General features: G+C 73.8%; 23 protein-coding genes and 1 pseudogene. 12 read left to right on the top strand and 12 right to left on the bottom strand.

Annotated features, from left to right (window positions below):
• The first annotated feature begins 97 nt into the window (after nucleotides 1-97).
• From HUT16_RS30150 to HUT16_RS30125, 6 genes are all read left to right on the top strand, one after another.
• Complete coding sequence (locus HUT16_RS30150; RefSeq protein WP_176191200.1) at nucleotides 98-1,558, top strand: NCS2 family permease; 1,461 nt, start codon at nucleotides 98-100, stop codon at nucleotides 1,556-1,558.
• Between the two features lie 85 nt (nucleotides 1,559-1,643).
• Entirely contained in the window at nucleotides 1,644-2,792 is a 1,149-nt protein-coding gene (locus tag HUT16_RS30145) for an XdhC family protein (protein ID WP_176191199.1), read from the top strand.
• A 241-nt stretch (nucleotides 2,793-3,033) separates the two neighbouring features.
• Nucleotides 3,034-3,492: a hypothetical protein gene (locus tag HUT16_RS30140; protein ID WP_176191198.1), complete on the top strand. Its 459-nt coding sequence runs from the start codon at nucleotides 3,034-3,036 to the stop codon at nucleotides 3,490-3,492.
• Between the two features lie 505 nt (nucleotides 3,493-3,997).
• Complete coding sequence (locus tag HUT16_RS30135; protein WP_176191197.1) at nucleotides 3,998-4,447, top strand: hypothetical protein; 450 nt, start codon at nucleotides 3,998-4,000, stop codon at nucleotides 4,445-4,447.
• Nucleotides 4,448-4,762: 315 nt separating this feature from the next.
• Nucleotides 4,763-5,212, top strand: coding sequence for a hypothetical protein (locus tag HUT16_RS30130; protein ID WP_176191196.1), 450 nt, complete (start codon nucleotides 4,763-4,765; stop codon nucleotides 5,210-5,212).
• Nucleotides 5,213-5,314: 102 nt separating this feature from the next.
• Nucleotides 5,315-5,608 (top strand): hypothetical protein, encoded by a 294-nt coding sequence (locus HUT16_RS30125; RefSeq protein WP_176191195.1) that lies wholly within the window; start codon nucleotides 5,315-5,317, stop codon nucleotides 5,606-5,608.
• Between the two features lie 59 nt (nucleotides 5,609-5,667).
• On the opposite strand, the gene HUT16_RS30120 is transcribed toward HUT16_RS30125, so the two are convergent.
• From HUT16_RS30120 to HUT16_RS30100, 5 genes are all read right to left on the bottom strand, one after another.
• Nucleotides 5,668-6,048 carry a hypothetical protein gene (locus HUT16_RS30120; RefSeq protein ID WP_176191194.1) on the bottom strand — a complete coding sequence of 127 codons (381 nt, stop codon included), beginning with the start codon at nucleotides 6,046-6,048 and terminating at the stop codon, nucleotides 5,668-5,670.
• Between the two features lie 140 nt (nucleotides 6,049-6,188).
• Nucleotides 6,189-7,922 carry an SDR family oxidoreductase gene (locus tag HUT16_RS30115; protein WP_176191193.1) on the bottom strand — a complete coding sequence of 578 codons (1,734 nt, stop codon included), beginning with the start codon at nucleotides 7,920-7,922 and terminating at the stop codon, nucleotides 6,189-6,191.
• A complete protein-coding gene (locus HUT16_RS30110; RefSeq protein ID WP_176191192.1) occupies nucleotides 7,919-8,761 on the bottom strand; it encodes a M24 family metallopeptidase in 843 nt (280 codons plus the stop codon). The genes HUT16_RS30115 and HUT16_RS30110 overlap by 4 nt, the downstream gene beginning before the upstream one ends.
• 1 nt (nucleotide 8,762) lies before the next feature.
• On the bottom strand, nucleotides 8,763-9,842 hold the full coding sequence (locus HUT16_RS30105; RefSeq protein ID WP_176191191.1) for a PDR/VanB family oxidoreductase: 1,080 nt from the start codon (nucleotides 9,840-9,842) through the stop codon (nucleotides 8,763-8,765).
• A gap of 198 nt (nucleotides 9,843-10,040) precedes the next feature.
• A complete protein-coding gene (locus HUT16_RS30100; protein ID WP_176191190.1) occupies nucleotides 10,041-10,934 on the bottom strand; it encodes a metal-dependent hydrolase in 894 nt (297 codons plus the stop codon).
• Between the two features lie 205 nt (nucleotides 10,935-11,139).
• Here HUT16_RS30100 and HUT16_RS30095 point away from each other — a divergent pair, with 205 nt between their 5' ends.
• Complete coding sequence (locus tag HUT16_RS30095; RefSeq protein ID WP_254898049.1) at nucleotides 11,140-11,430, top strand: hypothetical protein; 291 nt, start codon at nucleotides 11,140-11,142, stop codon at nucleotides 11,428-11,430.
• Nucleotides 11,427-11,969, top strand: a complete 543-nt coding sequence (locus HUT16_RS30090) for a pyridoxamine 5'-phosphate oxidase family protein (RefSeq protein WP_176191189.1) — start codon at nucleotides 11,427-11,429, stop codon at nucleotides 11,967-11,969. The genes HUT16_RS30095 and HUT16_RS30090 overlap by 4 nt, the downstream gene beginning before the upstream one ends.
• A gap of 15 nt (nucleotides 11,970-11,984) precedes the next feature.
• Here HUT16_RS30090 and HUT16_RS30085 read toward each other — a convergent pair whose 3' ends face one another.
• Both HUT16_RS30085 and HUT16_RS30080 read right to left on the bottom strand, forming a co-directional pair.
• On the bottom strand, nucleotides 11,985-12,350 hold the full coding sequence (locus HUT16_RS30085) for a hypothetical protein (RefSeq protein WP_176191188.1): 366 nt from the start codon (nucleotides 12,348-12,350) through the stop codon (nucleotides 11,985-11,987).
• 142 nt (nucleotides 12,351-12,492) lie between these two features.
• Nucleotides 12,493-13,200, bottom strand: coding sequence for an SMI1/KNR4 family protein (locus tag HUT16_RS30080; protein ID WP_176191187.1), 708 nt, complete (start codon nucleotides 13,198-13,200; stop codon nucleotides 12,493-12,495).
• A gap of 156 nt (nucleotides 13,201-13,356) precedes the next feature.
• Here HUT16_RS30080 and HUT16_RS30075 point away from each other — a divergent pair.
• Nucleotides 13,357-13,755, top strand: a pseudogene (locus HUT16_RS30075) (helix-turn-helix domain-containing protein); the annotation flags it as partial.
• A gap of 176 nt (nucleotides 13,756-13,931) precedes the next feature.
• Here the strand turns inward: HUT16_RS30075 and HUT16_RS30070 are convergent.
• A complete protein-coding gene (locus tag HUT16_RS30070; protein WP_254898048.1) occupies nucleotides 13,932-14,903 on the bottom strand; it encodes an alpha/beta hydrolase in 972 nt (323 codons plus the stop codon).
• 759 nt (nucleotides 14,904-15,662) lie between these two features.
• On the opposite strand from HUT16_RS30070, the gene HUT16_RS30065 reads away from it, so the two are divergent.
• Nucleotides 15,663-16,253 carry a DUF3592 domain-containing protein gene (locus HUT16_RS30065; RefSeq protein ID WP_368662719.1) on the top strand — a complete coding sequence of 197 codons (591 nt, stop codon included), beginning with the start codon at nucleotides 15,663-15,665 and terminating at the stop codon, nucleotides 16,251-16,253.
• Between the two features lie 148 nt (nucleotides 16,254-16,401).
• Nucleotides 16,402-17,973 (top strand): Na+/H+ antiporter, encoded by a 1,572-nt coding sequence (locus tag HUT16_RS30060; protein ID WP_176191185.1) that lies wholly within the window; start codon nucleotides 16,402-16,404, stop codon nucleotides 17,971-17,973.
• Nucleotides 17,974-17,994: 21 nt separating this feature from the next.
• On the opposite strand, the gene helR is transcribed toward HUT16_RS30060, so the two are convergent.
• Both helR and HUT16_RS30050 read right to left on the bottom strand, forming a co-directional pair.
• On the bottom strand, nucleotides 17,995-20,154 hold the full coding sequence (gene helR, locus HUT16_RS30055) for an RNA polymerase recycling motor ATPase HelR (protein ID WP_176191184.1): 2,160 nt from the start codon (nucleotides 20,152-20,154) through the stop codon (nucleotides 17,995-17,997).
• A 358-nt stretch (nucleotides 20,155-20,512) separates the two neighbouring features.
• Nucleotides 20,513-21,826, bottom strand: coding sequence for a DUF3533 domain-containing protein (locus HUT16_RS30050; protein WP_254898047.1), 1,314 nt, complete (start codon nucleotides 21,824-21,826; stop codon nucleotides 20,513-20,515).
• Between the two features lie 222 nt (nucleotides 21,827-22,048).
• On the opposite strand from HUT16_RS30050, the gene HUT16_RS30045 reads away from it, so the two are divergent.
• Entirely contained in the window at nucleotides 22,049-23,113 is a 1,065-nt protein-coding gene (locus HUT16_RS30045) for a helix-turn-helix domain-containing protein (RefSeq protein WP_176191183.1), read from the top strand.
• 185 nt (nucleotides 23,114-23,298) lie between these two features.
• Here the strand turns inward: HUT16_RS30045 and HUT16_RS30040 are convergent, their stop codons facing one another.
• Nucleotides 23,299-23,925: a GNAT family N-acetyltransferase gene (locus HUT16_RS30040; protein WP_176191182.1), complete on the bottom strand. Its 627-nt coding sequence runs from the start codon at nucleotides 23,923-23,925 to the stop codon at nucleotides 23,299-23,301.
• 52 nt (nucleotides 23,926-23,977) lie between these two features.
• Nucleotides 23,978-24,760 (bottom strand): IclR family transcriptional regulator, encoded by a 783-nt coding sequence (locus HUT16_RS30035; protein WP_176191181.1) that lies wholly within the window; start codon nucleotides 24,758-24,760, stop codon nucleotides 23,978-23,980.
• Nucleotides 24,761-24,780 lie beyond the last annotated feature (20 nt).

Below are 24,780 nucleotides of genomic sequence, written 5' to 3'. Positions count from 1 at the left end.
CCCACCCGTGAGTCGAACCAGTCCCCCTGCGTACCCCCCTGACGGGCATTCAGGTCGGCTCGCCCACCCCAACCCCCTATGAACCTTGGGAGTGGACATGTCCCGGACCTCCACGGAGCCCGGCCCCACCGACGCGGCCCCCACCGCGCCCGAAACACCGCCGCGCGGCGCGCTCGACGCCTACTTCAAGATCTCGGCGCGCGGCTCCACCCTGGGCAACGAGATCCGCGGCGGTCTCACCACCTTCATGGCGATGGCCTACATCGTCCTGCTCAACCCGATCATCCTGAGCGGCGCGGACGTCACCGGCGCCAAGCTGAGCCACGCCCAGCTGACCACCGCCACCGCGCTGGCCGCCGCCGTCACCACGATCCTGATGGGCGTGGTCGGCAACGTGCCGCTGGCGGTCGCGGCCGGCCTGTCCGTCTCCGGTGCGATATCCGCGCTGGTGGTGCCGCACACCACCTGGGCGCAGGCGATGGGCCTGTGCGTGCTCTACGGCCTGCTGATCGTGCTGCTGGTGGTCTCCGGGCTGCGCGAGAGGATCATGAACGGCATCCCGCTGCCGCTCAAGCACGCCATCACCATCGGCATCGGCCTGTTCGTCGCGATCATCGGCTTCTACAAGGCCGGGTTCGTGCACACCGGCGGCCCCACCCCGCTCTCGCTCGGCCCGTTCGGCGAGTTGCAGGGCTGGCCCGTCCTGCTCTTCGCGCTCACCCTGCTGACCGTCTTCGTGCTGCTGGCCCGGGGGGTCCGGGGCGCCATCCTGATCGGCATCGCGGCGGGCACCGTGGTCGCGCTGGTCGTGAACAGGGCGGCCGGGCTGAGCGCGAAGGACTGGGGCGGCTCGGCGCCGACCTGGCCCGGCTCGCCGGTCGCGGCGCCCGACTTCGGGCTGTTCGGGCACGTCGACCTGTTCGGTGCGTTCGGCTCGCACGGGCTGGGCGCGATCAGCGCCTCGGTCGCGGTGTTCACCCTGGTGCTGGCCGGGTTCTTCGACGCGATGGCCACCATCATCGGCGTCGGCACCGAGGCCGGGCTGGCCGACTCCAAGGGCCGGATGCCCGGCCTGTCGAAGGCGCTGTTCATCGACGGCGCGGGCGGCGCGATCGGCGGCCTGTCCGGGGCGTCCGGGCAGACCGTGTTCGTCGAGTCGGCGACCGGCGTCGGCGACGGCGCCCGCACCGGCCTGGCCTCCACCGTCACCGGCGGCGTGTTCGCGCTGATGCTGTTCTTCTCGCCGGTCGCCGCGGTGGTGCCGGTGCAGGTCGCCTCCGCCGCGCTGGTGGTGATCGGCTCGATGATGATGAGCCAGGCCCGGCACATCGACTGGTCGGACCGCGAGATCGCCATCCCCGCGTTCCTGACCTGCGTGGTCATGCCGTTCACCTACAGCATCACGGCCGGTGTCGCGGCCGGCGTCATCTCGTACACCGTCATCAAGGCGGGCACCGGCAAGTGGCGCGAGCCCGGCCCGCTGATGTGGATCCTGACCGGCGTGTTCGCCGTGTACTTCGCGATCGTGCCGATCAAGTCCTGGCTGGGCGTGCACTGAGCCCGGCCTCCCCGCCGCCCCGCCGCCCCGCCGGCGGGGCGGCACCCGCCGTCCGTGAGTCCGTGAGTCCGTGAGGAGCGACCCTGTGCACGACATCGCCGCCCGGCTGCACGCCTGGCACGCCGCCGACCGCCCGTTCGCCGTGGCCAGCGTGGTCGGCGTCTCCGGCTCCGCCCCGCGCGACCCGGGGGCGGCGATGGCCGTCGACGCGGACGGCGAGGCGGTCGGCTCGGTCTCCGGCGGCTGCGTGGAGGGCGCGGTGTACGAGCTGTGCCGGGAGGCGCTGCGCACCGGCACGCCCGTCCTGGAGCGCTTCGGCTACAGCGACGAGGACGCCTTCGCCGTTGGCCTGACCTGCGGCGGGCTGCTCGACGTCTTCGTCCAGCCGGTCGTGCCCGGCGCGGACCCGGGCCTGGACGCGGCGGTCGCCTACACCGCCTCCGGCACGCCCGTCGCGGTGGCCCGGATCGTCGACGGCCCGCCCGCCCTGCTCGGCGGCACCCTCGCCGTCACCGCCGACGCCCACCACGGCTCCTTCGCCTCCTTCCGGCTGGAGCGCGCCGCAGTCGCCGAGGCCCGCGCGATGCTCTCCGCCGGGCGCACCGGCCGGCTCGTGCTCGGGCTGGACGGGCGCCCCTGCGACCCGTCCGCCGAACACACCGTCACCGTCTTCGTCGAGGCGTACGTGCCGCCGCCGCGGATGCTCGTCTTCGGGGCGATCGACTTCGCCTCGGCGGTGGTCCGGATCGGCAAGTTCCTCGGCTACCACGTCACCGTCTGCGACGCCCGGCCGGTCTTCGCCACCGAGCGCCGCTTCCCCGAGGCGGACGAGCTCGTCGTCGACTGGCCGCACCGCTACCTCGACACCCAGCTGGACCGGCTCGACGGCCGCAGCGTGCTGTGCGTCCTCACCCACGACGCCAAGTTCGACATCCCGCTGCTGGAGCGCGCCCTGCGCCTGCCGGTCGGCTACGTCGGCGCGATGGGCTCCCGGCGCACCCACCTGGACCGCAACGCCCGCCTGCGCGAAGTCGGCCTCACCGACGCCGAACTCGCCCGCCTGCACTCCCCCATCGGCCTCGACCTCGGCGCCCGCACCCCCGAGGAGACCGCCGTCTCGATCGCCGCCCAGCTGGTCGCGCTGGCCCGCGGCGGCTCCTGCCTGCCGCTCTCCGCCACCGGCGGCCCGATCCACCACGACCCCGCCGCCCCGTCGCCCTCCCGGGCCGCCTAGGGCCCCTCGGTGATCCACGTCACACCCGCGGCCGGACCGTTTGCGGGGGGCCGCGGCGGCCTCCGCGCGACCCGCCGTTGACGTGCGCACCCGTCCGACCCGGAAAATCGGAATTCGCCGCTCCGATCGTGTCGTGACCCCCGTCACGTTCGAATTTCCTGCGGTGTACATTTCACCTGGCTAACCTGATCCCCGCCCATCCCGGAAATCCCGAGGCAACCGAGCGACGGCAGGGGAAAGCATGAACAGGACCACCCGCAGGATCACCCAGGCAGTCATCGCCGGCTCGATGGCCGCGGTGTCCCTCCTCACCCTGGCGGGAAGCGCGGCGGCGGGCAGCACGACCGAACTCAGCCGCGGCGAATACCTGTCGCCCCCGAGCGAGGTCATCAAGCGCGACAGCAGCGGCCACATGGCCTACTCCCTGCAGATGCAGCCGGACGGCAACCTCGTCCTGTACCGCTGGGAGAACGGGTCCCGCAGCCACGCGTGCTGGGCGAGCGGCACCTACTGGGCCGGCGACAAGGTCTTCGCCACCTACCAGGACGACGGCAACTTCGTCGTCTACCTCCGCAACGGCGCCCCGAAGTGGCCCGCGATCTGGGCCTCGAACACCGTGGGCGGAGCGGGGTCCAACGTCAGCATCAACAGCCAGGGCGTCCTGTACGTCGGCCTCAAGCCGATCACCGGCCCCTGCTGACCCCGCGCCCGCGGGACGCACCCCGCACCCGCGCGCCACACCCGGCCGCCGAAGCGACTCCCTCGCTTCGGCGGCCGCTTTTTCGCCCCGCCCGGCCGGGGTCCGCCGCTCCGGCAAAACGCCCGAAGCATCCTTTCGTGCGAAAATTCCCACGGGTGGCGGCCATTCCGCCCGACGGGTCCCGCCACGGATGTTTCCGACACAAACGGACTATCCGGCGAACATGCCCGCCGTATCCGGAAAAATGATCCGCCCCTTTCCCCGCACACCACGGGACGGTACGCGCCACACCGTGGCCGAATAAATCCACTTGACCGGTGTTCACGGACCCGACACGCGCCATTGACGTGCGAATACACTCAACCTTAAATCCGGACCCGACAATTCCTTGACCAATGTGACGCCCATCACACGTGAATTCAGCGCCGATCCGTATGCCATCTGGTTAATCTGATGCCAGTTCGCCGGGGAAATTCCACGGCGACCGAAGGCAACAGGGGAAAACATGAACAAGACCGCTCGCAGGATCACCAAGGCCCTGATCGCCGGCTCCGCGGCCGCGGTGTCCGTGATCGGCCTCACCGGGAGCGCCTCGGCCAGCAACGTCTCCCAGCTCAACCGCGGCAGCACCCTCAACGGCGGCGACTCGATCATCAAGTACGTCGCGAACGGCCTGCCGGGCTACGAGCTGCGCATGCAGACCGACGGCAACCTGGTCGAGTACCGCTGGAACAACGGCAGCGTGGACAAGGTCTGCTGGGCGACGGGCACCAACGGCTACTACGGCGCCCACGCGACGTACCAGAACGACGGCAACTTCGTGCTCTACAGCAGCGGCGGCTCGGCGCTCTGGTCGACCGGCACCCAGGGCAAGTCCGGCAACAGCGTCAGCATCAACGACCGCGGTGTCATGTACGTGGGCAACCAGCAGATCGTCGGCGCCGGCATCTGCTGACGCCCGCCCCGATTCGGCCGGTGAATTCCCCGGCCGAATCATGAGAAGAACAGCTCCCGAAAAACACCCGGAAACGCTTTCCGTGCGGTGATTCCCGCGCGCACCGGCGTCTCCGGAACTCCCTGCGCCTTCCGCGGGGCCCGTCCGAGCCGCTCCGGCCGCTCCGGACGGGGCCCCGCGTCCCCGGGCTCCCCGGTGCCGACGCGGCCGCTGCCGCGTCCCGGCTCCCACGCCGGTCCGCCCGCCCCTCCGATCCATCCGGTCCCCGCCCGCCGCGGAGCTCCCGCGCGGGCGACAGGCAGCAGAGGAAGAAGCATGAACAAGACCACCGGCCGCATCGCCAAGACCCTGATCGCCGGCTTCGTGGCGGCGGTGTCCGTCGTCGGCCTGACCGGGAGCGCCTCGGCCAACAACGTCTCCGCCCTCGGCCGCGGCAGCACCCTCAACGGCGGCGACTCGATCGTCAAGTTCGGCGCCGGCGGCCAGCCCAGCTACGAGCTGCGCATGCAGACCGACGGCAACCTGGTCGAGTACCGCTGGAACAACGGCAGCGTGGACAAGGTCTGCTGGTCGTCGAACAGCAGCGGGAACGGCAACTCCCACGCGACCTTCCAGAACGACGGCAACTTCGTGGTGTACCGCAACAGCGACAACAAGGCGCTCTGGGCCTCGAACACCGTCGGCGTGCAGGGCAGCACCGTGAGCGTGGCCGCCAGCGGCTCCTTCTACGTCGGCTACCAGCAGATCAACGCCCCGTACTGCTGACGCCCGCCCGTCCCGCGGTGGACGTCCCACCGCGACCGGGGCGGGCGGGCGCAGGAGAATGGAACGGTTCGCAGGAGCCCCGACGGAGCCGGGAGGCGTGCGATGCGAACCTTGATCGTCGCGGAGATCGACACCGACAAGTCCAACGACTTGATCACCAGCGGGCGGATGACCGAGATGATGGGTCGGATGATGGAGCAGTTGCGGCCCGAAGCGGCGTACTTCTACCCGCTGAACGGCCACCGCGGGTTCACCCTGGTGGTGGACGTGGACCAGGAGTCCGCACTGGTGGGCACCATGGAGCCGCTGTGGATGCAGCTGGGGGCCAAGGTCACGGTGACGCCGTGCATGTCGGCGGACGAACTGCGGTCCGGGATCGAGAAGTTGCGGAGCTGAGCGGGCGGGACGGCGGGGCCGCCGCGCCCCGGGGGCGCGGCGGCCGGGCGGGGGTGCCGTCAGAGGGTCCGGCCCGGGAGGCCGGGGTGGGTGTAGTCGCTGACCCGGTGGACGTAGGGGGTGATGTAGACCGTCCCGCCGTCGTAGGTGGAGAACGAGCCGCCGTAGATGTGGCCGATGCCCCGGCCGCCGTCGGAGGTGACCGCCCAGGCCTCGCAGCCCTGGGCGTCGGTGCCGTGGTCGACGAGCTGGTACCGGACGTGGGTGCCGTCGGTGTCCTGGTAGAAGTCGACCCGGCTCTCGCAGGTGTGGGTGACGTCCCAGAAGGAGTAGGGGGCCTTGGTGGTGGCATCGGCGGCCGAGGCCGTGGCGGCCCCGGTGAGGACGAGCAGTGGTGCGGCGGTGACGACGGCGGCCGTCCGCCAGGATGAGCGGCGCATGGGTTCCCCTCCCGTTGTGGCCCCACTGGCCGGGCCAGTGGTTTAGACCAGTTGACAGTATGCGACCTTGTTCCGGGGATCGCCAAACCCCCAGCACGGCAAGGGAACTGACAACTGGTCGGTCCGCTTCCGCCGCCGGGTCAGCCCGCGTTGATCCGGGCCGCCTTGCGCAGCAGCGCGGGGCTGATCCGGCCGAGCAGCCGGGCGGCCTTGGCCTCGACGGTGACGGGGACGACGGGCTTGCGGGTGCGGACGGCGCGGACGATCTCGGCGGCGACCTTCTCCGGCGGGAAGCCCCGGCGGGCGTACAGCTTGGAGACCTTGGCCTGCTTGGCGGCGAGCGCGTCGTCGTCGAGGCCGGAGAAGGTGGTGGTGCGGGTGATGTTGGTGTTGACGATGCCGGGGCAGATGGTGGAGACGCCGATCCGGTGCGGGGCGAGTTCGGCGCGCAGGCAGTCGGAGAGCATGAAGACCGCGGACTTGGAGGTGGCGTACGCCGCGAGCTGCTTGGCGGGCAGGTAGGCGGCGGCCGAGGCGAGGTTGACCAGGTGGCCGCCGGTGCCGCGGTCGACCATCAGCCGCCCGAAGGCCCGGCAGCCATGGATGACGCCCCACAGGTTGACGTCCAGGACGCGGCGCCACTCGGCCTCGGTGGTCTCCAGGAAGGTGCCGGAGTGGCCGATGCCCGCGTTGTTGACGACCACGTCGGGCACGCCGTGCTCGGCCGCGACCTGCTGCGCGAAGGCGTCGACGGCGGCGCCGTCGCTGACGTCGACCCGGTACGCGGCGGCCTTCACGCCGGAGAGCTCGCACAGTTCGGCGGTGCGCTGGGCGGCGGGCAGGTCGCGGTCGCAGACCACGACCCGGGCGCCCTGCTCGGCGAAGGCGAGCGCGGTGGCCCGGCCGATGCCGCTGCCGCCGCCGGTGACCACGACCAGTTCGCCCGCCGCGGAGGGCTCCTGGCGGACGGCGCCGTGGTCGCGGGCGGTGAACTCGCGCACCATCGCGGCCACCGTCGGGCCCTTCTCCAGCAGCGCGGACCAGTGGGTGGCGTTCAGGGTGCGCCGGGTGAGCCGGGGCACCCAGCGCTCCAGGCCCTCGGAGAGGAAGTCGCAGACGTAGCGGTCCCGTTGCAGGGTGACCAGCTGCACCGGCACCTCGGTGTGCCGCTCGCGCGGGGCCCGCACCCGGGGGCGCATGTTGGCCCGGTACAGCTCGATGCCGTGCACCGCGTCCTTGGTGAGGGTGGCCTGCGGGTGGCCGGGCCGGGGGCGGACGGCCTCCAGGTCGCGCAGGACGCGGGGCCACAGCCGGGCCAGGCCGAGCCGCCAGGCGGCGGGGGCGAGCACGGGGAGCTGGAACAGCACGATGTACCAGGAGTGTGCGCCCTGGCGCAGCAGTTGGGCCAGGTGCCGGGGGGTGGGGCGGCGCAGCCGGTGCCTGATCCAGTACCCCATGTGGTCCAGGCAGGGGCCGGACATCGTGGTGTAGGAGGCGATCCGCCGGTACGCGCCGGGCGCGGTGACGGCCTCCCAGGCCTGCACGCTGCCCCAGTCGTGCGCGACCACGTGCACCGGCCGGTCGGGGCTGACGGCGTCGGCGACGGCGTACAGGTCCTGGCCGAGCAGTTCCAGCCGGTAGTCCTCGCGGGCGGCGGGCACCCCGGAGGCGCCGGAGCCGCGGGTGTCGTAGCGCACCACGTGGTGGTCGGCGGCCAGGTCGGCGGCGACCTCGTCCCAGACCGAGTGGTCGTCGGGGTAGCCGTGCACCAGGATCACCGTCGGGTCGGCCGGGTCGCCCTGCTCGTACACGGCGAGGGCGAGGCCGCCGGAGTCGACGGTGCGGCGGCTGGTCCCGTTGCTGCGGCCGGTCATGCTGCGTCCTCCTGGAGTGCCCAGCGCCGCACGTGCGGCAGGTCGTCGTCGAGCCAGTACGCGTCCTCGTCGGTGACGACGAGGAGTTCCTCGAACTTGATGCCCACGTCGCGGAAGCCGATGTGCGGCTCGACCGCCCACAGGCCCGGGGTCGGGGCGTGCCGGGAGGCCCGGCCGCCCGCCCACAGCGGGGACCTGCCCTCCAGGCGCTCCTTCACCAGTTCGCGTCCCAGGGTCTGCAGCGTACGCACCCCGAAGCCGAACAGGTTGACCCCGGCCGGGCCGCGGGCGGTGTTCCGGGTCACCTGGTGGCCGATCACCCGGCCCGGGTAGACCTGGTGCCGGTTGTCGTAGCCGTGCGCGGCGAGTTGGGCGTCGACGGCGGCGTACACCTCGGCGAGCGGCTTGCGGGCCCGGACCTCGCGCAGGATCAGCTCGCGGTAGACCTTGAGGTCCTTGGCGAGCAGGTCCCAGACGGGGTTCTCGCCGACCTTGCCGCCGTAGCCGATGTCGGCGGTGTAGCCGTCCACCACGGGGGCGCAGTCCAGCACGTACGGCATGCCCTCGGCGAGCACCCGGGAGCCGGCGAAGAACTGCAGCGGGGTGTGGAAGTGCCGGAAGGCGGTGCGGTCGCCGAACCAGGCGAACGGCACGTGGAAGAAGTCCTGCACCCCGGCGCGCACCAGGCAGCGGCGCAGCTCGGCGGTGGCCTGGCGTTCGGTGACGCCGGGCTCGATCCAGGCGGCGACCTGCTCGGCGCAGTGGTAGGCGAGCTGCTGGACCTCGCGGAACTTCGCCAGGTCGCGCTCGTCGTAGCGGAATCGCGGCGGCTGCGGCACCTCACACCTCCAGGACGAGGGTCTCGCCCTCGGCGGCCCGGGACACGCAGGGCAGCAGCAGGCCGGCCGCCCGCTGCTCCGCGGTCAGGCGGCGGTCGCGGTGCTCGGGCGTCCCGGCGGACACCTTGAGCACGCAGGTGCCGCAGAAGCCCTGCCGGCACGAGTACGGCAGGTCGGGGCGCGCCTCGCGGGCGACGTCGAGGGCGGAGCGGTCCGCCGGGACGGTCAGTGTCGTGTCACCGATCCGGAGGGAGAACGGGCGGCCGCCCTGGACCGGCGCGGCCCCGAAGCGTTCGAAGTGCAGCGCGGCGGCGGGCGAGGCGGGCAGCGCGCGCTGGACGGCGAGCAGCATCGGCGCGGGCCCGCACACGTAGACGGCGGCGCCCCGGGGCGCATGCGCGAGCAGTTCGGCCGCGTCGGGGACGCCGTGCGCGTCGTCGGTGCGGACGGTCACCCGGGCCGGGTCGAGCGCGGTCAGCTCGGCGGTGAACGGGAGCGCGGCGGCGGTGCGCCCGGTGTGCACCAACCGCCAGTCGACGCCCGCCCGCTGGGCGGCCCGGGCCATCGGGAGCAACGGGGTGACGCCGATGCCGCCGGCCAGGAACAGCACCTTCTCCTCCCCGCAGAACGCGAAGCCGTTGCGCGGCCGGCGCACCCGCAGCCGCACGCCCACGTGCAGCGCGTCGTGCACCTCGACGGAGCCCCCGCCGCCGTCCGCGATCCGGCGCACCGCGATCCGGTAGGCGTGCCGGTCGGCCGGGTCGCCGCACAGCGAGTAGTGGCGCTCCCGTCCGGACGGCAGGGTCAGCACGATCCGCGCCCCCGGCTGCCACGCCGGCAGCGTCCCCCCGGACGGGTCGGCCAGCCGCAGTTCCACCACGTCCTCGGCCACCACCCGGTGCGAGACCACCACCAGGTACAGCGGCGGCACCCCCCGCGCCTCCCCCCGGCGCGGGCTGCGCCGCAGCCCGGGCCGGCCCAGCGCGGGGCTGTACCAGTCGCCGAAGGCGGTCAGCCGGGCGAAGAAGCGGTCGGCCCGCGGCCGTCCGTAGAGGTCGGGGGGCGGCGTTTCGAGATCCATGGGGGCACGGCTCCATCGGGAGAGGGGCTGCGAAGCCAGGGGCGCGGGGAACTGCGCGAGGGGGGACGGGACGCGGTTAGGGTCCGGGCACGGACAGCCGCCCGTACGTGGACAGCCGTCCGGGCGCGGACGGCCGTCCGGGCGCGGACGGCCGTCCGCATGCGGGCAGCCGCCGGTCGCGGGTGGGCGGGGCCGGCTTCAGTGCGTCGCGGCGGCTTTCGCCGCGGGCGACTTCGCCAGGTACGCGAGCGCCTGGGAGGAGCTGCCCTCGCGGGTGGGGTGGTAGCGGGGGCCGAAGTACCGGGCGGCGGAGCGCAGGAAGCGTCCCGGTTCGGGGAGCAGGCCGCGCCGCGCGGCGCGCTGGGCCTCGCGCCAGGTGGGGACGATCCGGCCCTCCAGGGTGGGGTCGGCGGCGAGCATGAAGCGGGCGCCGCGGATCCACAGGTGGACCAGGAGCGGTCCGGAGACGAACATGCCGCGGACCCGGCGCAGGTAGCCGGGGTCGAGGTGGCGCATCAGGTCGTAGGCGACGCTGCGGTGCTCGACCTCCTCGGCGCCGTGCCAGCGCAGCAGGTCGAGCATGGTGGGGTCGGCCTTGGCCCGGTCGAGGCCGGGCGAGTTGAGGGCCCAGTTGCCGAGGAAGGCGGTGAAGTGCTCGATCGCGGCGACGAAGGCGACGCGTTCGATGGTGTTCTCGCGGCGCTGGCGGGCGGTCAGCCCGGGCTTGTCGCCGAGGACGCGGTGGAACAGCCAGCTGATCTGCCGGACGTACGGGCGGGGGTCGAGGCCCTGGCCGAGCAGGTGGTCGAGCACCTCCTGGTGGGCCTCGGCGTGGATCGCCTCCTGCCCGATGAAGCCGAGCACCTCCTCGCGCAGCTGCTCGTCCCGGATCAGCGGCAGGGCGTCCTTGAACACCTTGACGAACCACCGCTCGCCCTCGGGCAGCAGCAGGTGCAGGACGTTGATGGTGTGGGTGGCCATCGGCTCGTCGGGGATCCAGTGCAGGGGCAGTTCGGACCAGTCGAAGTGCACGTCGCGCGGTTCGAGCACCAGGCTGTCGTGCACGGTGACGGGCGGGGTGGGGCGGGGCATGGGGATGCCTCCTGACGCGCGGTGGACGAGGGGGCGGCCCGGGGACCGTCCGGCGGGCACACCGGCAAACTACTCGCGGGTAGCGGGCCCGACAAGGGTTTCGACCACTCTTATCAACATCGAGTCTAATAAGCCGCCCGATCGGGTGACTCCGGCCCCGCAAACCCGTTTGCCACCGCCCGCGCCAACCGCCAGTGTGTCTCCCGTGCCAGGGCAACGGAAGCGCAAGCGCCGGCAGGCGGAGACCCACCGCCGCCGGGCCGAGGCGTACGCGGGCTGGCAGTGGCACCTGCTCCACTCGACGCAGGACGCCGACGAGTTCCGGGACTACGTCCGCCGGCTGCGCACCGCGTCCTCCTCCCCGTACGACGAGTCCCGGCTGCGGCTGGACGTCCACTGCGGGCGGCTGGTCCACCCGACGAGCTACCGGGTCAGCGTGCTGATGCCGCCCGGCTCCCCGCCGCCGCAACCGCCCTTCCCCCCGGAGCACCCGTGACCGACGCCCCCTCCCCCCTCGTCCGCGCCCTGATCGCCCACCCGGTGCTGGCCGCCCCCGGCTACCCGCCGCCGGACCACGCGCCCACCGGCCCGGCCGAACTGTTCACCGCCTGGCTGCTGGACGCGCTGGCCGCCGGCCTCCCGGACGCGCAGGTGCTGACGCTCGCCACGGTCGACGCCGAGGGCCGCCCGGACGCCCGGGTGCTCGTCCTGCGGGACGTCGAACTCCCCACCGCCGCCTGGCACTTCTGGACCGACCCCGGCTCCCCCAAGGCCCGCCAGCTCGCCGCCCACCCGGCCACCGCCCTCACCGCCTACTGGCCCGCCCACGGCCGCCAGGTCCGCCTGCGCGGCCCGGTCCGCCCCTCCCCCGCCTGCCCCACCCCCGCCCCCGATCTGCACTGCTACGCCCTGCACCCCGACCAGGCCGAGTTCTGGCAGGCGGCCCCCGACCGCCACCACCTGCGCCGCCGCCACACCCGCACCCCCACCGGCTGGACCGACACCGGCTGGACCGACACCCGCCTGCCCGGCTAGGAGCCGTCCGGCCGATCATGCTGCTCGTTGGGCTTCAGGTGTGTCGAAGACCGGCGTGAGCTGGATGGCCCGCTCAACGGTGTTGCGCTCCTTGTACCGCTCCTCGTCGAAGCCCGGTGGCCGTCCACTGTGCGATCCCTTGCACAGGCGGGCGGTCCGGCTGTCGGCCTTCTCCTGGATCGCGTGCCGGATGCCGGGGCGCCGCAGGCACTGACGGCAAGGGCCGTTGCTGTACGCCTTGTCGGCCGCGACACCGCCGGGCCTCTTGCGGAGCCTGCCCAGCCCGAACCACTCCGGCAGATCGCACCAACGATCCGACCAGCCGACAGTCGCGTGATCGGCCGGACGGTTCCCAGTACTCCGGTGGGACTTCGCGATCATGTCGGTCTCCCGGTTCAACCTTGCCAGCCATGGGCCACGACGCGCACATCACGCGGCGTGTGAACTGGTGGGAAGAAGAAGGCCAGGGCATCGGCACGGCAGAATGGGAAGGCGTTGATCGCTCCAGCCGGCGTCTCGGACTCTACTCGTCGAACCAGCGGAGCCAGATGGGCGTACCTACGCCTGCGTTCCATCTCCGGTAAGCGGCATGGTGCTGTTCGGGCGTCGTCAGTGACTCCTCGTGAGCGAGCCAGTCGAGGTACCACTCCGCAAAGGTTGCGGCCTGGCGGTCATCGTTCAACAGCGGGTTCAGGCGATCGCACGTAGCGCGCCCGTCGAACCACATGGTTCCTCGCATGGGCCCGCTGACCACCAGGAGCGCGGAGAAGGCGCAGCCGTGGTCGACGAGGAAGACGGCTCCGGTGGTCCGAGCGGCTTCAGCCGCATCCGCGGCCTCCTCCCAAGCGTCGTGATCAGCTCGGTAAGCCGCATCGGAGACATGGTCCTCCCGCTTCGGCTCGCTCTCCCAGACGTCATCGCTTGCCGCGAGCGCGCTGTCGTGGTCGGGGAAGGGAACGTGCAGCTTCGCATGGTCCTCGTATCGGGCGCCGACCCAGTCCCAGCGCGCCCCGTCGAACCGCAGTGTCCGCACCCAGCCGCCGGCGCTGACATTGAGCAGATACTGGCGATAGTCGTCGGGGAACGTCACGCCGAACTGGTCCTCTGCTTGGCGTACTTGCGTCTCACTCAGGGCTCCTGGGAGACCACCACGTCTGTCGACGCCCATTCCCTGCCGTGCGTAGAGCGCAACAGTCCGATCCCGCACCTCGTTCCAGTCCACTGCCTGCATGCCCGGCAAGATAGCCGGTCGACCGACCACGCACTGCACCGACCCCGGACATCGCGCCGCGTCGGAGGCCACGACTCAGCGACGAAGATCACGATCTACGGCTGGAGTACTGCGGGACCTGAAAGGGTGATGTCGGGGCTGTTTGCCTGATGGTGAGTGGTCTCCTCCAGTAGCTCTGTCGGCGTGAGGTACGCGCAGGGCGGCGGGCCGACCGGCGCCGAGAGGGCTGCGCGGGAGCGGATCCGGTTGCAGGCCGTGGAACGCTTCGAGCCGGGGCGGAAGAACAGGGAGATCGCTGCCGCATTGCGGGTGAACAAGCAGTCGGTCGAGCGGTGGCGGCGGGCCTGGCGCGAGCATGGAAAGGTCGCCGTCCGGTCGAAGGGATCCCCAAGGCGCCCGGGGCTCGGACCTGGCCGGCCCACCAGGCTGGAAAGGGAGCTGGAGCGTGGCCCGCTCGCACACGGGTGGGCGGACCGGCGGTGGACGCTCGCGCGGATCAAGACGCTGATCGGCCGGCTGTTCCACGTCTCGTACCCCGTCGGGGGCACGTGGCATCTGCTCAAGCGCCTCGTCCGGTCGTGGCAGCAGCCCGCCCGTCGCGCGATCGAGCGCGACGACTGCTGTCGAGGTGTGGCGGCAGGAGACCTGACCGCGGGTAGGAGCATCGCGGCGGGGCGCAACACACGACCGGCCCTCGAGGACGAGGCCGGGCATACGCGCCCTGGGCGGGCTCAGTCGGCCGGGCCGAGCAGTCGCCGCAGCCAGTCGCGGCGGGCTGCCACCGCCGTGCGGCTGATCGCGGCGGCCGGGGCGAGGGTGTCGAAGCCGTGGCAGGCGCCGGGCCAGACGTGGAGTTCGGCGGGGGCTCCGTCGCGCCAGAGGGCGTGCGCGTAGGCGGTGACCTCGTCGCGGAAGGTCTCGGCGGAGCCGACCTCCAGGTAGGCGGGGGGCAGTCGGGAGAGGTCGCGGGCCCGGGCGGGGGCGGCGTACGGGGGGAGGTCGGGGGCGCGGTACAGCGGGCCGAGGGCGGCCTGCCAGGCGGTGGCGTTGGAGACGGCGTCCCAGGTGTCGTGCCCGGCGGCCTGCCGGGTGGAGGCGGTGGTGCCGCGGTCGTCCAGCATCGGGCTGAGCAGCAGTTGGCCGAGCGGCGCCGGACCGCCCTCGTCGCGCAGCAGCAGGGCGAGCGCGGCGGCCAGCCCGCCACCGGCGCTCTTGCCCGCGAGGACGATCCGCCCGGGGTCGATCCGCAACCGCTCGGCGTGCCGGACGGCCCAGTGCAGGGCGGTGCGGCAGGCGTGCAGCGGGGCGGGGTAGCGGGCGGCGGGGGCCAGCGGGTAGTCGACGGAGAGCACGGCCAGCCCGAGCGGCTCGGCCGACTCCCGCAGCACGCGTGGCAGGACGGCGTACGCGTTGCCGCCGATCAGGCCGCCGCCGTGCAGGTAGAGCAGCGCGGGCAACGGCCCGTGCGCCCCGGCCGGGCGGGCGGCGACCAGCGGGGTGCCGTCGGCGTCGTGCTCGGTGGCCTCGAAGCGCCCGCCGTCGGCGAGTTGCCGCAGGGTCGGCCTGGGCCGCCGGGCGGCGTCCCGACGCTGCCACTGCGCCAGGGCGTCGGGCGTCAGCGGGGCGGGCACGCCGCCGCGTGCGGCCAGGGCAGCGGCCAACTCGACGTCCAGGTGGGGCTGCTGCCCGGCGGCTCGGCTCACCGGGGAACCTGACCCGAGCCCGAGCCAGGCATCCACGAACAACGGGACGGCAAGGGCAGTTGCTCGGCCAGGGCGTCGGAGGCCAGCGGGGCGGGCACGCCGCCGCGCGCGGCCAGGGCAGCGGCCAACTCGACGTCCAGGTGGGGCTGCTGCCCGGCGGCTCGGCTCACCGGGGAACCTGACCCGAGCCCGAGCCAGGCATCCACGAACAACGGGACGGCAAGGGCAGTTGCTCGGCCAGGGCGTCGGAGGCCAGCGGGGCGGGCACGCCGCCGCGCGCGGCCAGGGCAGCGGCCAACTCGACGTCCAGGTACGGTTGGTGCCCGGCGGCTCGGCTCACCGGGGAACCAGACCCGAGCCCGGACCAGGCATCCACGAACAACGGGACGACGAAAGCGGCAAGGGCGGCGAGGGCGGCTGCTCGGTCATGGCGTCGAGTATCCGCCGGGCCCGGCCCGCCCGCCGGGAATCGAGCCATCGACATTGGACTGGACCATTCACCTGCGGCCGCTAGCATCACGCCCATGGACGACACGGTGGTCCCGGACGAGCCGCGCTGGCCGGGCCTTTCGGGCGGGCGCTGGTTCGGTGCCGGGTTCTTCGCGGCCCTGGTGGCGGCGGGCGGTTTCGGGGCGGCCCGGGCGCAGCTGTCCCAGCCCGCCGCCGAGGGGTGGGTGCTGGCGGGGCTGGCGCTGTTCGGCACGTTCCTGGCGTTCGTGTGCGGGCAGTTGATCGCCCGCGGCGGCGGACCGGACGGCGGTGTCCCGGTGTTCGGCGCGGGCACGGCCGTGCTGGCGGGGACGGCGCTGGGGGCGGGTGGCGCGGCGGCGGGCGGCTGGGGCGGCTGGCCGCTCGCGGGGCGCGCTGCTGGCGGCGGCGGGGTCGGTGCCCGCGGCCCGCAACTCGCGCCGGTGGTGGCTGGCGGACCGGACCGAGCAGCGGGAGGCGGCGCTGCTGGAGCGGCGGATCCGCGCCGAGGGAGAGACCGCGCGGGGCACCGTGGTCCGGGTCGACCGGATCTCCGACGAGCCGAACCACGAGGGCCGCTACTGGGCCACCCTGACGGTGCGTTACGAGGCCGGGGGCGTCGAGCACGAGGCGGAGCGCCCGGTCTCCTTCCCGGCCCACTCCCGTCCCCGGCCCGGCGCCACGGGCACCGTCCGGTTCCTGCCCGGGGCCCCGACCGACGTCCGCCTGGAGCTCGACGACCCGGACGCCCCGCGGGAGGACGCCGACCTGCCCGACCGGATCGGGCGCCTGCACCGGCTGCACCTGGACGGTGCGCTCACCGCCGAGGAGTTCGCCCTCGCCAAGCGGCGCCTGCTGACCGGGGAACCGGCCCGCGAGTAGGCCGGCACGGAGAGCGGCGCCGGGCCCGGAGAACACCCGGTCGGCGGTTCGGTCAATGCGGGGGCCCGTGGCCGGGCCGCAGTACCGTCCGAGGGCGAGGACCGTCCGGGAGGGCCGCGGCGGGCGGTACCGGAGGTGGCGGGCGCGCGTGGTCGGGCTGGAACTGGTCGTGCTGCTGGGGGTCGCCCTGCTGGCCTGCCGGGCGGCGGCGCTGCGGTTCGAGGTCGCCGCGCCGGTGCTGCAACTGGGCGCGGGCGTGCTGCTGGGGTTCCTGCCCGCGCTGCGGGAGGTGGAGCTGCCGCCGGAGGCGGTGCTGCTGCTGTTCCTGCCCGCGCTGCTGTACTGGGAGGCGATGACCTCCTCGTTGCAGGAGATCCGGCGCAACCTGCGCGGCATCGTGCTGGCGAGCACCGCGCTGGTGGTGCTGACGGCGGGCGCGGTGGCGGCGGCGGTGCACGCGACGGGGGTGCCGTGGGGTCCGGCGTGGGTGCTGGGCGGAGCGGTGGCGCCGACCGACGCGACGGCGGTGGGGGTGGTGGCGCGGCTGCTGCCGCGCCGGAACCTGATGGTGCTGAAGGCCGAGAGCCTGGTGAACGACGGCACGGCGCTGGTGGTCTACGGCCTGGCGGTGGGCGTCACGGTCGGCGAGGAGCACCTCGGGGTGCTGCACGTCTCCTGGCTGTTCGCGCTCTCGTACGTGGGCGGGGTGGCGGCGGGCGCGCTGGTGGCCTGGCTGGGGGTGCTGGTGCGGCGCCGGGTCGCGGACCCGCTGAGCGCGAACCTGGTCTTCCTGCTGATCCCGTTCGGGAGCTACCTGCTGGCGGAGTCGATCGGGTCCTCGGGGGTGCTGGCCGCGGTCGCCGCCGGGCTGATCATCAGTCAGACCTCGCCGACCACCGGCAGCGCGGAGGCCCGGCGGCAGATCGTCGCCTCCTGGTCGCTGGGGACGTTCCTGCTCAACGGCGCGCTGTTCGTGCTGGTCGGCATCGAGGCGCAGCGCGCGGTGCGCGGGCTGACCGGCACCACGCTGGCGCGCGGGCTGGCCATGGTGGTCGTGGTGGCGGTGGTGCTGAGCGGCACCCGGATCGTCTTCCTGTTCGCCTCCGCGTACCTGATCCGGGCGGTGGACCGGCGCCCGCAGCAGCGCGCGCGGCGGGTCAGCGGGCGGGCCCGGATCGTCAGCGGGCTGGCCGGGTTCCGCGGCGCGGTGTCGCTGGCGGCGGCGCTGGCCGTCCCGGCCGTGCTGGACTCCGGCGCGCCGTTCCCGGACCGGGACCTGATCGTCTTCGTCACCTTCGGCGTGATCGTGGTGACGCTGCTGCACGGCCTGGTGCTGCCGGGCGTGGTCCGCTGGGCCCGGCTGCCGGACCCCTCGGCGGACGGCGCGGAGGAGCGGCTCGCGCACGAGACGCTGCTGCGCACCGCGCTGGCGGCGCTGCCGGAGGCGGCGGCCGAGGCCGGCGCGGACGGGGAGCTGGTCGACCGCTACCGGCGGGAACTGGAGGGCGCGCTGGCCGACCTGACCGCCTCCGACGCCCCGGACGCCTTCGGGCGCGACCCCCGGGACACCGCGCTGCACCTGGCGCTGATCGCCCGCAAGCGGGCCGCGCTGGTCCGGCTGCGGGCCGAGCACCGGATCGACGACACCGTGCAGGTCGCGCTGGAGACCCGGCTGGACATCGAGGAGCTGCGGCTCACCCACCCCGAGGCGGTGGACTGAGCCGCACCCCCGCGCGGAGGGCTACCGCAGGACCGCCAGCTGTCCGGTGGCCCGGGTCATCGCCACGTACCGGTCGACGGCGCCCTCGATGCCCTCGCCGAAGGAGTCCGGGTCGACGATCACCACCAGGTCGAACTCCAGGCCCTTGACCAGTTCGGGGCTGAGCGAGCGGACCCGGCCCCGGCCGAGGTGGGACGGGTCGCCGATCACGCAGGCGGTGCCCTCGGGGTGCTCGGCCAGCCAGGCGTCCAGCAGCGCGTCGCGTTCGGCGCGGACGCCGTGGTGCACGGGCAGGCCGCTGCGCCGGATCGAGGTGGGGACGTTGGCGTCGGGCAGCGCGGCCCGGATCACCGGCTCGGCCTCGGCCATCACCTCTTCCGGCGTGCGGTAGTTGACGGTCAGCGAGGTGAGGGTGACCCGGTCCAGGCCGGCCCGCTCCAGGCGTTCGGTCCACGACTCGGTGAAGCCGTGCCGGGCCTGGGCGCGGTCGCCGACGATGGTGAAGGAGCGGGACGGGCAGCGGGCGATCAGCATCTGCCACTCGGCGTCGGTGAGTTCCTGCGCCTCGTCGACCACGATGTGGGCGAACGGCCCGGCCAGCAGGTCGGGGTCGACGGGCTCGGCCTCGGTGTGGTCGATCAGCGCGTCGCGCAGGTCGGCGCCGCGCAGCATGGCGACCGCGCCCTCACCGTCGTCGTCGGAGTTCAGCAGGTGGTCGACGACGCCGTCCATCAGCTCGCGCTCGGTGGCCAGCCGGGCCCGGTGGGCGCGCTGGCGGCGGTCGGCGTCGGTGTCGCCGAGGCGGCGGCGGGCGGCGTCCAGCAGCGGCAGGTCGGCGAGCGTCCAGGCGGCCGGGTCGGTGCGCTGGAGGGCGCGGACCTCCTCGCGGTCGAGCCAGGGCGCGCACAGCCGCAGGTAGGCGGGGACGGTCCACAGGTCGCCGACCAGGTCGGTGGGTTCCAGGATCGGCCAGGCCCGGCGCAGCGCGCCGAGCAGTTCGGGGTCGCGGCGCAGTTCGCGGCGCAGCACCTCGGGCGAGATGCCGTCCTCGTCGTCGAAGGAGTCGGCGTTCTTGTCGAGCAGGATGGTGATCAGCTCGTCGAGGATCTGCTGCCGGGCCTCGTTGTGCGGGACGCCGGGGCCGGGGGCGGCGAAGGCCTCGACCCAGTCCTGGGGGTCGATCCACAGCTCGTACCACTCGGTGGAGAGCTTGCGGCCCTCGGCGGGCGGTTCCTCGTAGACGGCGACGGCCTTCTCGATCGCGTGCACCATCCCGGCGGCGGCCTTGAGCCGGGCGACCTCGGGGTCGGGCTCGGGGGCGACGGCGGCGCCCTCGGGCAGCAGGTCGCGCAGGGTGCAGGTCTGCACGCCCTCCTCACCGAGGCTGGGCAGCACGTCGGAGACGTACGCCAGGTAGGGCTGGTGCGGGCCGACGAACAGGACGCGGCCCTTGCGGTGGCCCAGGCGCGGGTCGGAGTACAGCAGGTGGGCGGTGCGGTGCAGGGCGACGACGGTCTTGCCGGTGCCGGGGCCGCCGTCGACGACCAGGGCGCCGCGCGAGCCGGCCCGGATGATGGCGTCCTGGTCGGCCTGGATGGTGGCCAGCACGTCGCGCATCCGCGCGGAGCGGGAGCTGCCCAGGCTGGCGATGAACGCGGACTGGTCGTCCAGCGCGGCGTGGCCCTCCAGGCCGTCGGCGGTGAACACCTCGTCCCAGTAGTCGCCGACCCGGCCGCGCTGCCAGCGGTAGCGGCGGCGGCTGGCCAGGCCCATCGGGTTGGCGTGGGTGGCGGCGAAGAACGGCTCGGCGGCGGGCGAGCGCCAGTCGACCAGCAGGCGGCGGCCGTCGGCGTCGGCCAGGCCGAGGCGGCCGACGTAGATCGGCTCGGGGTCGTCGGCGTGGACGATCCGGCCCAGGCACAGGTCGTGGCCGAAGCGGTTCAGGGTGCGCAGCCGGGCGGAGAGCCGGTGCACCTCGTTGTCGCGGTCCATCGCGGCCTGTCCGGCCCCGCCGGGGCTGCGGCGCACCTGCTCCAGGCGCGCGGTCAGCTCCGCGGTGTCCCGCCGCAGGGTCTCGGCGACCTCGGCGAAGTGCCGGTCGTCGGCGGCGATCAGGGCCGGGTCCGCCTTGGCGGCGAGCCGCTCGGGCAGGTCGAAGGCGCTGGTCGTCGGCTGGTTCATGGGTGGTGGCTCCGATCCGCTGCCGGGTGGGCCGCGCTCCGTCCGCGTGCTGCTCGCGGTCTGCCCCGTCTGTGCTGTTCGCGCGGGTTCCCCGGTTCAGATCAGCGATTGTGCGGCATCGGGGGGCCCTTGCGGCAAGGCCCCCCTTGCGGTATAAGTTTGATAACGGCAGGAGAGCGCGCGCTCCCTGCCGTTCGTGTTCTCCGGGCCGCGCACCGCAGGCGCCCCTTCCCCGCGACGATCCCCGGTGACGACCCGGCCGTACCGCCTTCCCGTTCCCTCCTCGCGCTGTCCTGCCGCCCTGCCGACCCGCTGCGCCGCGCTGTTCGGGCCGGCCGTCCGTGCGCCCCGGGGTGGGTCAGGAGCGGTGGCCGGGTTCGAAGCGCAGGCCCCGGCGGTCGTAGTAGCGGGTCATGCCGAAACCGAAGAGCAGGGCGACCACGACGCCCAGCGGGAGCATCAGCCAGCCGCGGACGAGTCCGGCGCCGGCCTGGGCGTCGAAGTAGAGGATCGAGCGGACGGCTTCGACCATCTGCCGCATCGGCTCGAACACGCCGAGGAAGCGGTAGAAGCCGGGCGAGGCGCTCAGCGGCACGGTGGCGCCGGAGGCGGGCAGGTCGAAGGCGATGAACACGAACATCGCGATCAGCTGTCCGACGTTGCCGAACGCGGCGATGATCGCCAGCACGCCGAGGCCGACCGTGGTGACGGCGCAGTAGGCGTACAGCCACAGCTGCCAGGCGTGCGGGGCCTCCATGCCGAGGATGGTGATCGAGGCGAGCATCACCAGGCTGGCGGAGACCACCGAGACGCCCGCGGTCATGCCCATCTTGGCCAGCAGGACCTGGGTGCGGCTGATCCGCAGGGTGGGTTCGCGCAGGTGGAACGGGCCGATCTCGGCGTCCGCGAAGCCCATCGAGACGTCGAGTCCGGCGTGCACGATGTTGGCGGTCATGAAGCCGGCCAGGAGCAGCAGCAGGGTGAAGTAGAACGCGCCGAGGCCGGCGCCGGTGCGCTCGCCGATCGGGTGGCCCACCTCGACGGACACCTCGACCGGGTCGGCGAGGAACACCTTGGCGGTCTCCGTGGTGGCGGCGGCCGACAGCTGCCCGCCGATCGCCTGCGAGGCCTTCTGCGCGGCGCTCTGGTTGATCTGGCTTGCGATGCCGGAGCCGAGGCCGCCCATGCCGGGGTTGGTGAGCACCTGGATCTTCGGCCGGGCGGGCGCGTCGGCGGTGGTCAGCGCGGCCACCGCGCGGGAGAAGTCCTCCGGCACCACCAGGGCCCCGTAGACCTTGCCGGAGGACAGCTGGCGCTGGGCCTCCTCCCGGCTGACCCGCCGCCAGTCGATCTCCCCGGGCGGGCTGTCGGCCACCACCCGGTCGGTGATCTCCGCGCCGAGCGGGCGGGACTGGCCGGGCAGCGCCGGGCCGGTGTCGGAGTCGACCAGGGCGATCGGCATGTGGTGGAGGTGCTTCTGCGGGGTCAGGATGTTGCCCATGTAGAGCAGGGACAGGCCCAGGGCGACCAGGGCGCTGAGCACCACCGGGGTGAGCCAGTTCTTCCAGACGCCCAGCACCCGGCCCGCGTCGGCCGACCGGTCGGGGGTGTCGGAGCGGCCGGGGCCACCCGGCCGGTCCGGATGGTCAGGGGGGCTCCCGGTGCTCGCCATGCCGCTCCACGCACTCGTGCTCCGCGGCCCGCCGCCCCCGCCCGGGGGGCCGGTCCGCGCACCCCGGCCGGGGTACGAAAGCGACGATATGCGCAAAACGGAAACCCGGCGACCGAGTGCCACGCCCCGTCAGGACGGCCGGTGTCCACCCGCTCTGACCGCCTGAAATGCTGGACGCGCCGTCGGGGGGCCGTACGGCACGAAGGAGAAGGTGGACGGAGCATGACCACGACGACGGAGCACGGGGACCGGAGCGGGAAGAACGACTCGGAGGAGCGTTTCGAGAGCTGGCGGGAGCTCATATCGCTGACCAGGGAGTGCCGGGCCAGCACCCCGCACGTCGACGACTTCACGGCCGACCTGCGCCGGCTGGAGCTCGGACCGGTGACCTTCCTCGGCACCTCCTTCCCGTCCACCCGCTTCCGGCGCAGCGCCGCCCAGGTGCGGGGATCCGACCTCTCCGTCTTCCACATCACCCTGCTGCTCGACGGCGGGCTCGGCGTGACCCTGCCGGACGGGAGCGGCTTCACCTCCGGGCCCGGGGAGTTCAGCCTGCTCGACAGCTCCCGCCCCTACGACCTGCGGGCCTTCGGGTCCGCCGGGCCGGGCCGGCCGCGGGTCAGGGCGCTCGGCCTGGACTTCCCGTCCGCGCTGCTGCCGGTGCCGCCGGACCGGCTGCGCGGGCTGCTCGGCCGCCGCCCGGGCGGCTCGGGCACCTCCCGGCTGGTGGCGGACTTCCTGCACCACCTGGACCGGCAGGCCGACACGCTCGGCCCGGCCAGCGCGGACCGGCTCGGGCCGATCCTGGTCGACCTGGTGTCGGCCTGGCTGGCCGAGGAGCTGGAGGCCTCGGACCACCTGTCGCCGGAGACCCGGGGGCGCGCCCTGGTCCAGAACGTCCGGGCCTTCGTCCAGCGCAACCTGCACGACCCCGAGCTGACGCCCGCGGTGATCGCCGAGGCGCACCACGTCTCGCTCAGCCACCTGCACCGGGTGTTCACCGAGGGGAACGACGGGGAGCCGCTCGCCGCCTGGATCCGCCGCCGGCGCCTGGAGCGGGCCCACCGCGACCTCGCCGATCCCGCGCTGCACGGCACCCCCATCCACGTGCTGGCCGTCCGCTGCGGCATCCCGCGCCCGGACGACTTCAGCCGGGCCTTCCGCGCCGCCTACGGGATGTCCCCGCGCGAGCACCGCCACCAGGCGCGGACCGGGGCCGGGCGGACGCAGCGCCAACCCGGTGTGGACGCACCGCCAACTCCGGGGGGCGGCGGCTCGCTAACGTGATCACCGCGACGGAGGCCCTGGCCGCTCGGGGCTCCTCGCGGTCGACGTGCGAAGCCGCCCGGGGGGACCCGCCGGTGGCCGAGGGGACACGTCGAACGGAACGGGCCCGTCGGCCGGATCGCCCCCGATCCGGCCGCCGGGCCTCTTCGGTCCGCCTCGGCGGGCCGTGATCGCAGCGGGGGTGTTCAGCCGGTGGTGCGGCGGCCCAGGTAGGTGAGCGGGCCGGGGTCGGGGACGGGGATGACGTGGAAGCCGAGCCGGTCGTAGAAGGCGCGGGCGGCGGTGTTGGCGGTGACCATGCCCAGGTGCACCCGCGGGACGCCCTTGGCGGCCAGCGCGGCCAGCAGCGTGGTCATCAACTCCCGTCCGTGCCCGGCCCGCTGGTGGCTGGGCAGCAGGTCGATGTGCAGGTGGGCGGGGTAGTCGGCGAGTTCCGGCAGCACCATCCGCTCGGGGGTGTGCATCAGGTGGACCATCACCTCGCCGGGGGTGGTCGGTTCGCCGGTCGGCGGCGGGTAGCGGTCGGTGAGGGTCGGCAGCCACTCGTCCCGGAAGCGGCGCACGAACGCCGGGGTGTCCGCGGTCGCCAGCACGTAGCCGACCGCCTGCCCGCCGTCGTCCAGCACGAACGCCAGGTCGGGTTCCAGCTCGGCGTACGGGGCGGCGAAGATGTTGGGCAGCAGTTCGTGGTCCGGGTAGGTCTGCCGGGAGTCGCCGCCGTTCTCGGCGGTGCGCACGCAGATGTCGAACAGGGCGGCCCGGTCGGCGGGGCGGTAGGGCCGGACGGCGGGGCGGTGCGGGAGCTGGCTCATTCCGCGCATCCTGCTGCCGGAACGCCCGTTCGACAAGTGGATTGATCCGGGGTCAGACCGCCATCGCCAGCATCAGCGGCGCCGCCCGGACGGCCAGCAGCTCGGCGGCCTCGCGCAGCCGGTGGGCCTGGGCGACGGGCAGTGAGGTGGCCAGGCAGCCGACGGTGCTCCCGGCGACGACCGGGACGGCCGCGCACACCGTGTCCATCGAGTACTCCTGCAGGTCCAGCACGGGGACGGTGGCGGGCTGCCGGTCGAGCCGGTGCAGCAGGCGGTCGGTCCCGGTGATGGTGCGGGCGGTCAGCCGGGCGGCCGGGTGCCGGGAGAGGTGGTCGAGCCGGGCGTCGTGGTCGAGTTGCGCGAGCAGGCACTTGCCGATCGCGGAGGCGTGCGCGGTGGCCCGGAAGTCCGCCCACTCGTGCACGGCCGGGGCGTCCTCGCCCGCGCAGACCGCCTCCACCGAGAGCTCGCCGTCGTGGTAGCGGCTGAAGTACACGGCCGCGCCCAGCTCGTCGCGCAGCTCCTCCAGCCGGTGGTGCAGCCGGGCCCGCACCACCGGCTCCCGCTGCTGCGTCCCCAGCAGGGTGAAGGCGCCGCCGAGGGCCCAGCCGCCCTCCAGCCGGACCAGGTAGCCCTCGGTCTCCAACTCCTCGGCCAGCAGCCGGACCTGGGTCTCCGGCAGGGTCAGCTCGCGGGCCAGCTCGGCCTCCGTCGCCCCCTGCGGCCTGCGGTCCACCGCCTCCAGCAGCCGCAGCGCCCGCCGCAGCACCCCGAACGGGCCGCCCGCGCCCGCCCCGGGCAGACCGTCCCACCGTCCCCTGCGCACCGTGGACATGACCCAGCCCCCCGCTCCCG

The sequence above is a fragment of the Kitasatospora sp. NA04385 genome (genome assembly GCF_013364235.1).
In the GTDB taxonomy this organism is placed as follows: Bacteria; Actinomycetota; Actinomycetes; order Streptomycetales; family Streptomycetaceae; genus Kitasatospora.
The sequence above is the reverse complement of the archived record's forward strand: the minus strand, read 5'-3'. Positions and strand labels throughout refer to the sequence as shown.

Excerpts from the sequence above, each read along its gene's own strand:
- HUT16_RS30035 (WP_176191181.1), bottom strand. The coding sequence starts at position 24,760 with ATGTCCACGGTGCGCAGGGGACGGTGGGACGGTCTGCCCGGGGCGGGC.
- HUT16_RS30120 (WP_176191194.1), bottom strand. The coding sequence starts at position 6,048 with ATGCGCCGCTCATCCTGGCGGACGGCCGCCGTCGTCACCGCCGCACCA.
- HUT16_RS30130 (WP_176191196.1), top strand. The coding sequence starts at position 4,763 with ATGAACAAGACCACCGGCCGCATCGCCAAGACCCTGATCGCCGGCTTC.
- HUT16_RS30140 (WP_176191198.1), top strand. The coding sequence starts at position 3,034 with ATGAACAGGACCACCCGCAGGATCACCCAGGCAGTCATCGCCGGCTCG.
- HUT16_RS30115 (WP_176191193.1), bottom strand. The coding sequence starts at position 7,922 with ATGACCGGCCGCAGCAACGGGACCAGCCGCCGCACCGTCGACTCCGGC.
- HUT16_RS30105 (WP_176191191.1), bottom strand. The coding sequence starts at position 9,842 with ATGGATCTCGAAACGCCGCCCCCCGACCTCTACGGACGGCCGCGGGCC.
- HUT16_RS30040 (WP_176191182.1), bottom strand. The coding sequence starts at position 23,925 with ATGAGCCAGCTCCCGCACCGCCCCGCCGTCCGGCCCTACCGCCCCGCC.
- HUT16_RS30150 (WP_176191200.1), top strand. The coding sequence starts at position 98 with ATGTCCCGGACCTCCACGGAGCCCGGCCCCACCGACGCGGCCCCCACC.
- helR (WP_176191184.1), bottom strand. The coding sequence starts at position 20,154 with ATGAACCAGCCGACGACCAGCGCCTTCGACCTGCCCGAGCGGCTCGCC.
- HUT16_RS30050 (WP_254898047.1), bottom strand. The coding sequence starts at position 21,826 with ATGGCGAGCACCGGGAGCCCCCCTGACCATCCGGACCGGCCGGGTGGC.
- HUT16_RS30085 (WP_176191188.1), bottom strand. The coding sequence starts at position 12,350 with ATGATCGCGAAGTCCCACCGGAGTACTGGGAACCGTCCGGCCGATCAC.
- HUT16_RS30080 (WP_176191187.1), bottom strand. The coding sequence starts at position 13,200 with ATGCAGGCAGTGGACTGGAACGAGGTGCGGGATCGGACTGTTGCGCTC.
- HUT16_RS30100 (WP_176191190.1), bottom strand. The coding sequence starts at position 10,934 with ATGCCCCGCCCCACCCCGCCCGTCACCGTGCACGACAGCCTGGTGCTC.
- HUT16_RS30045 (WP_176191183.1), top strand. The coding sequence starts at position 22,049 with ATGACCACGACGACGGAGCACGGGGACCGGAGCGGGAAGAACGACTCG.
- HUT16_RS30135 (WP_176191197.1), top strand. The coding sequence starts at position 3,998 with ATGAACAAGACCGCTCGCAGGATCACCAAGGCCCTGATCGCCGGCTCC.
- HUT16_RS30125 (WP_176191195.1), top strand. The coding sequence starts at position 5,315 with ATGCGAACCTTGATCGTCGCGGAGATCGACACCGACAAGTCCAACGAC.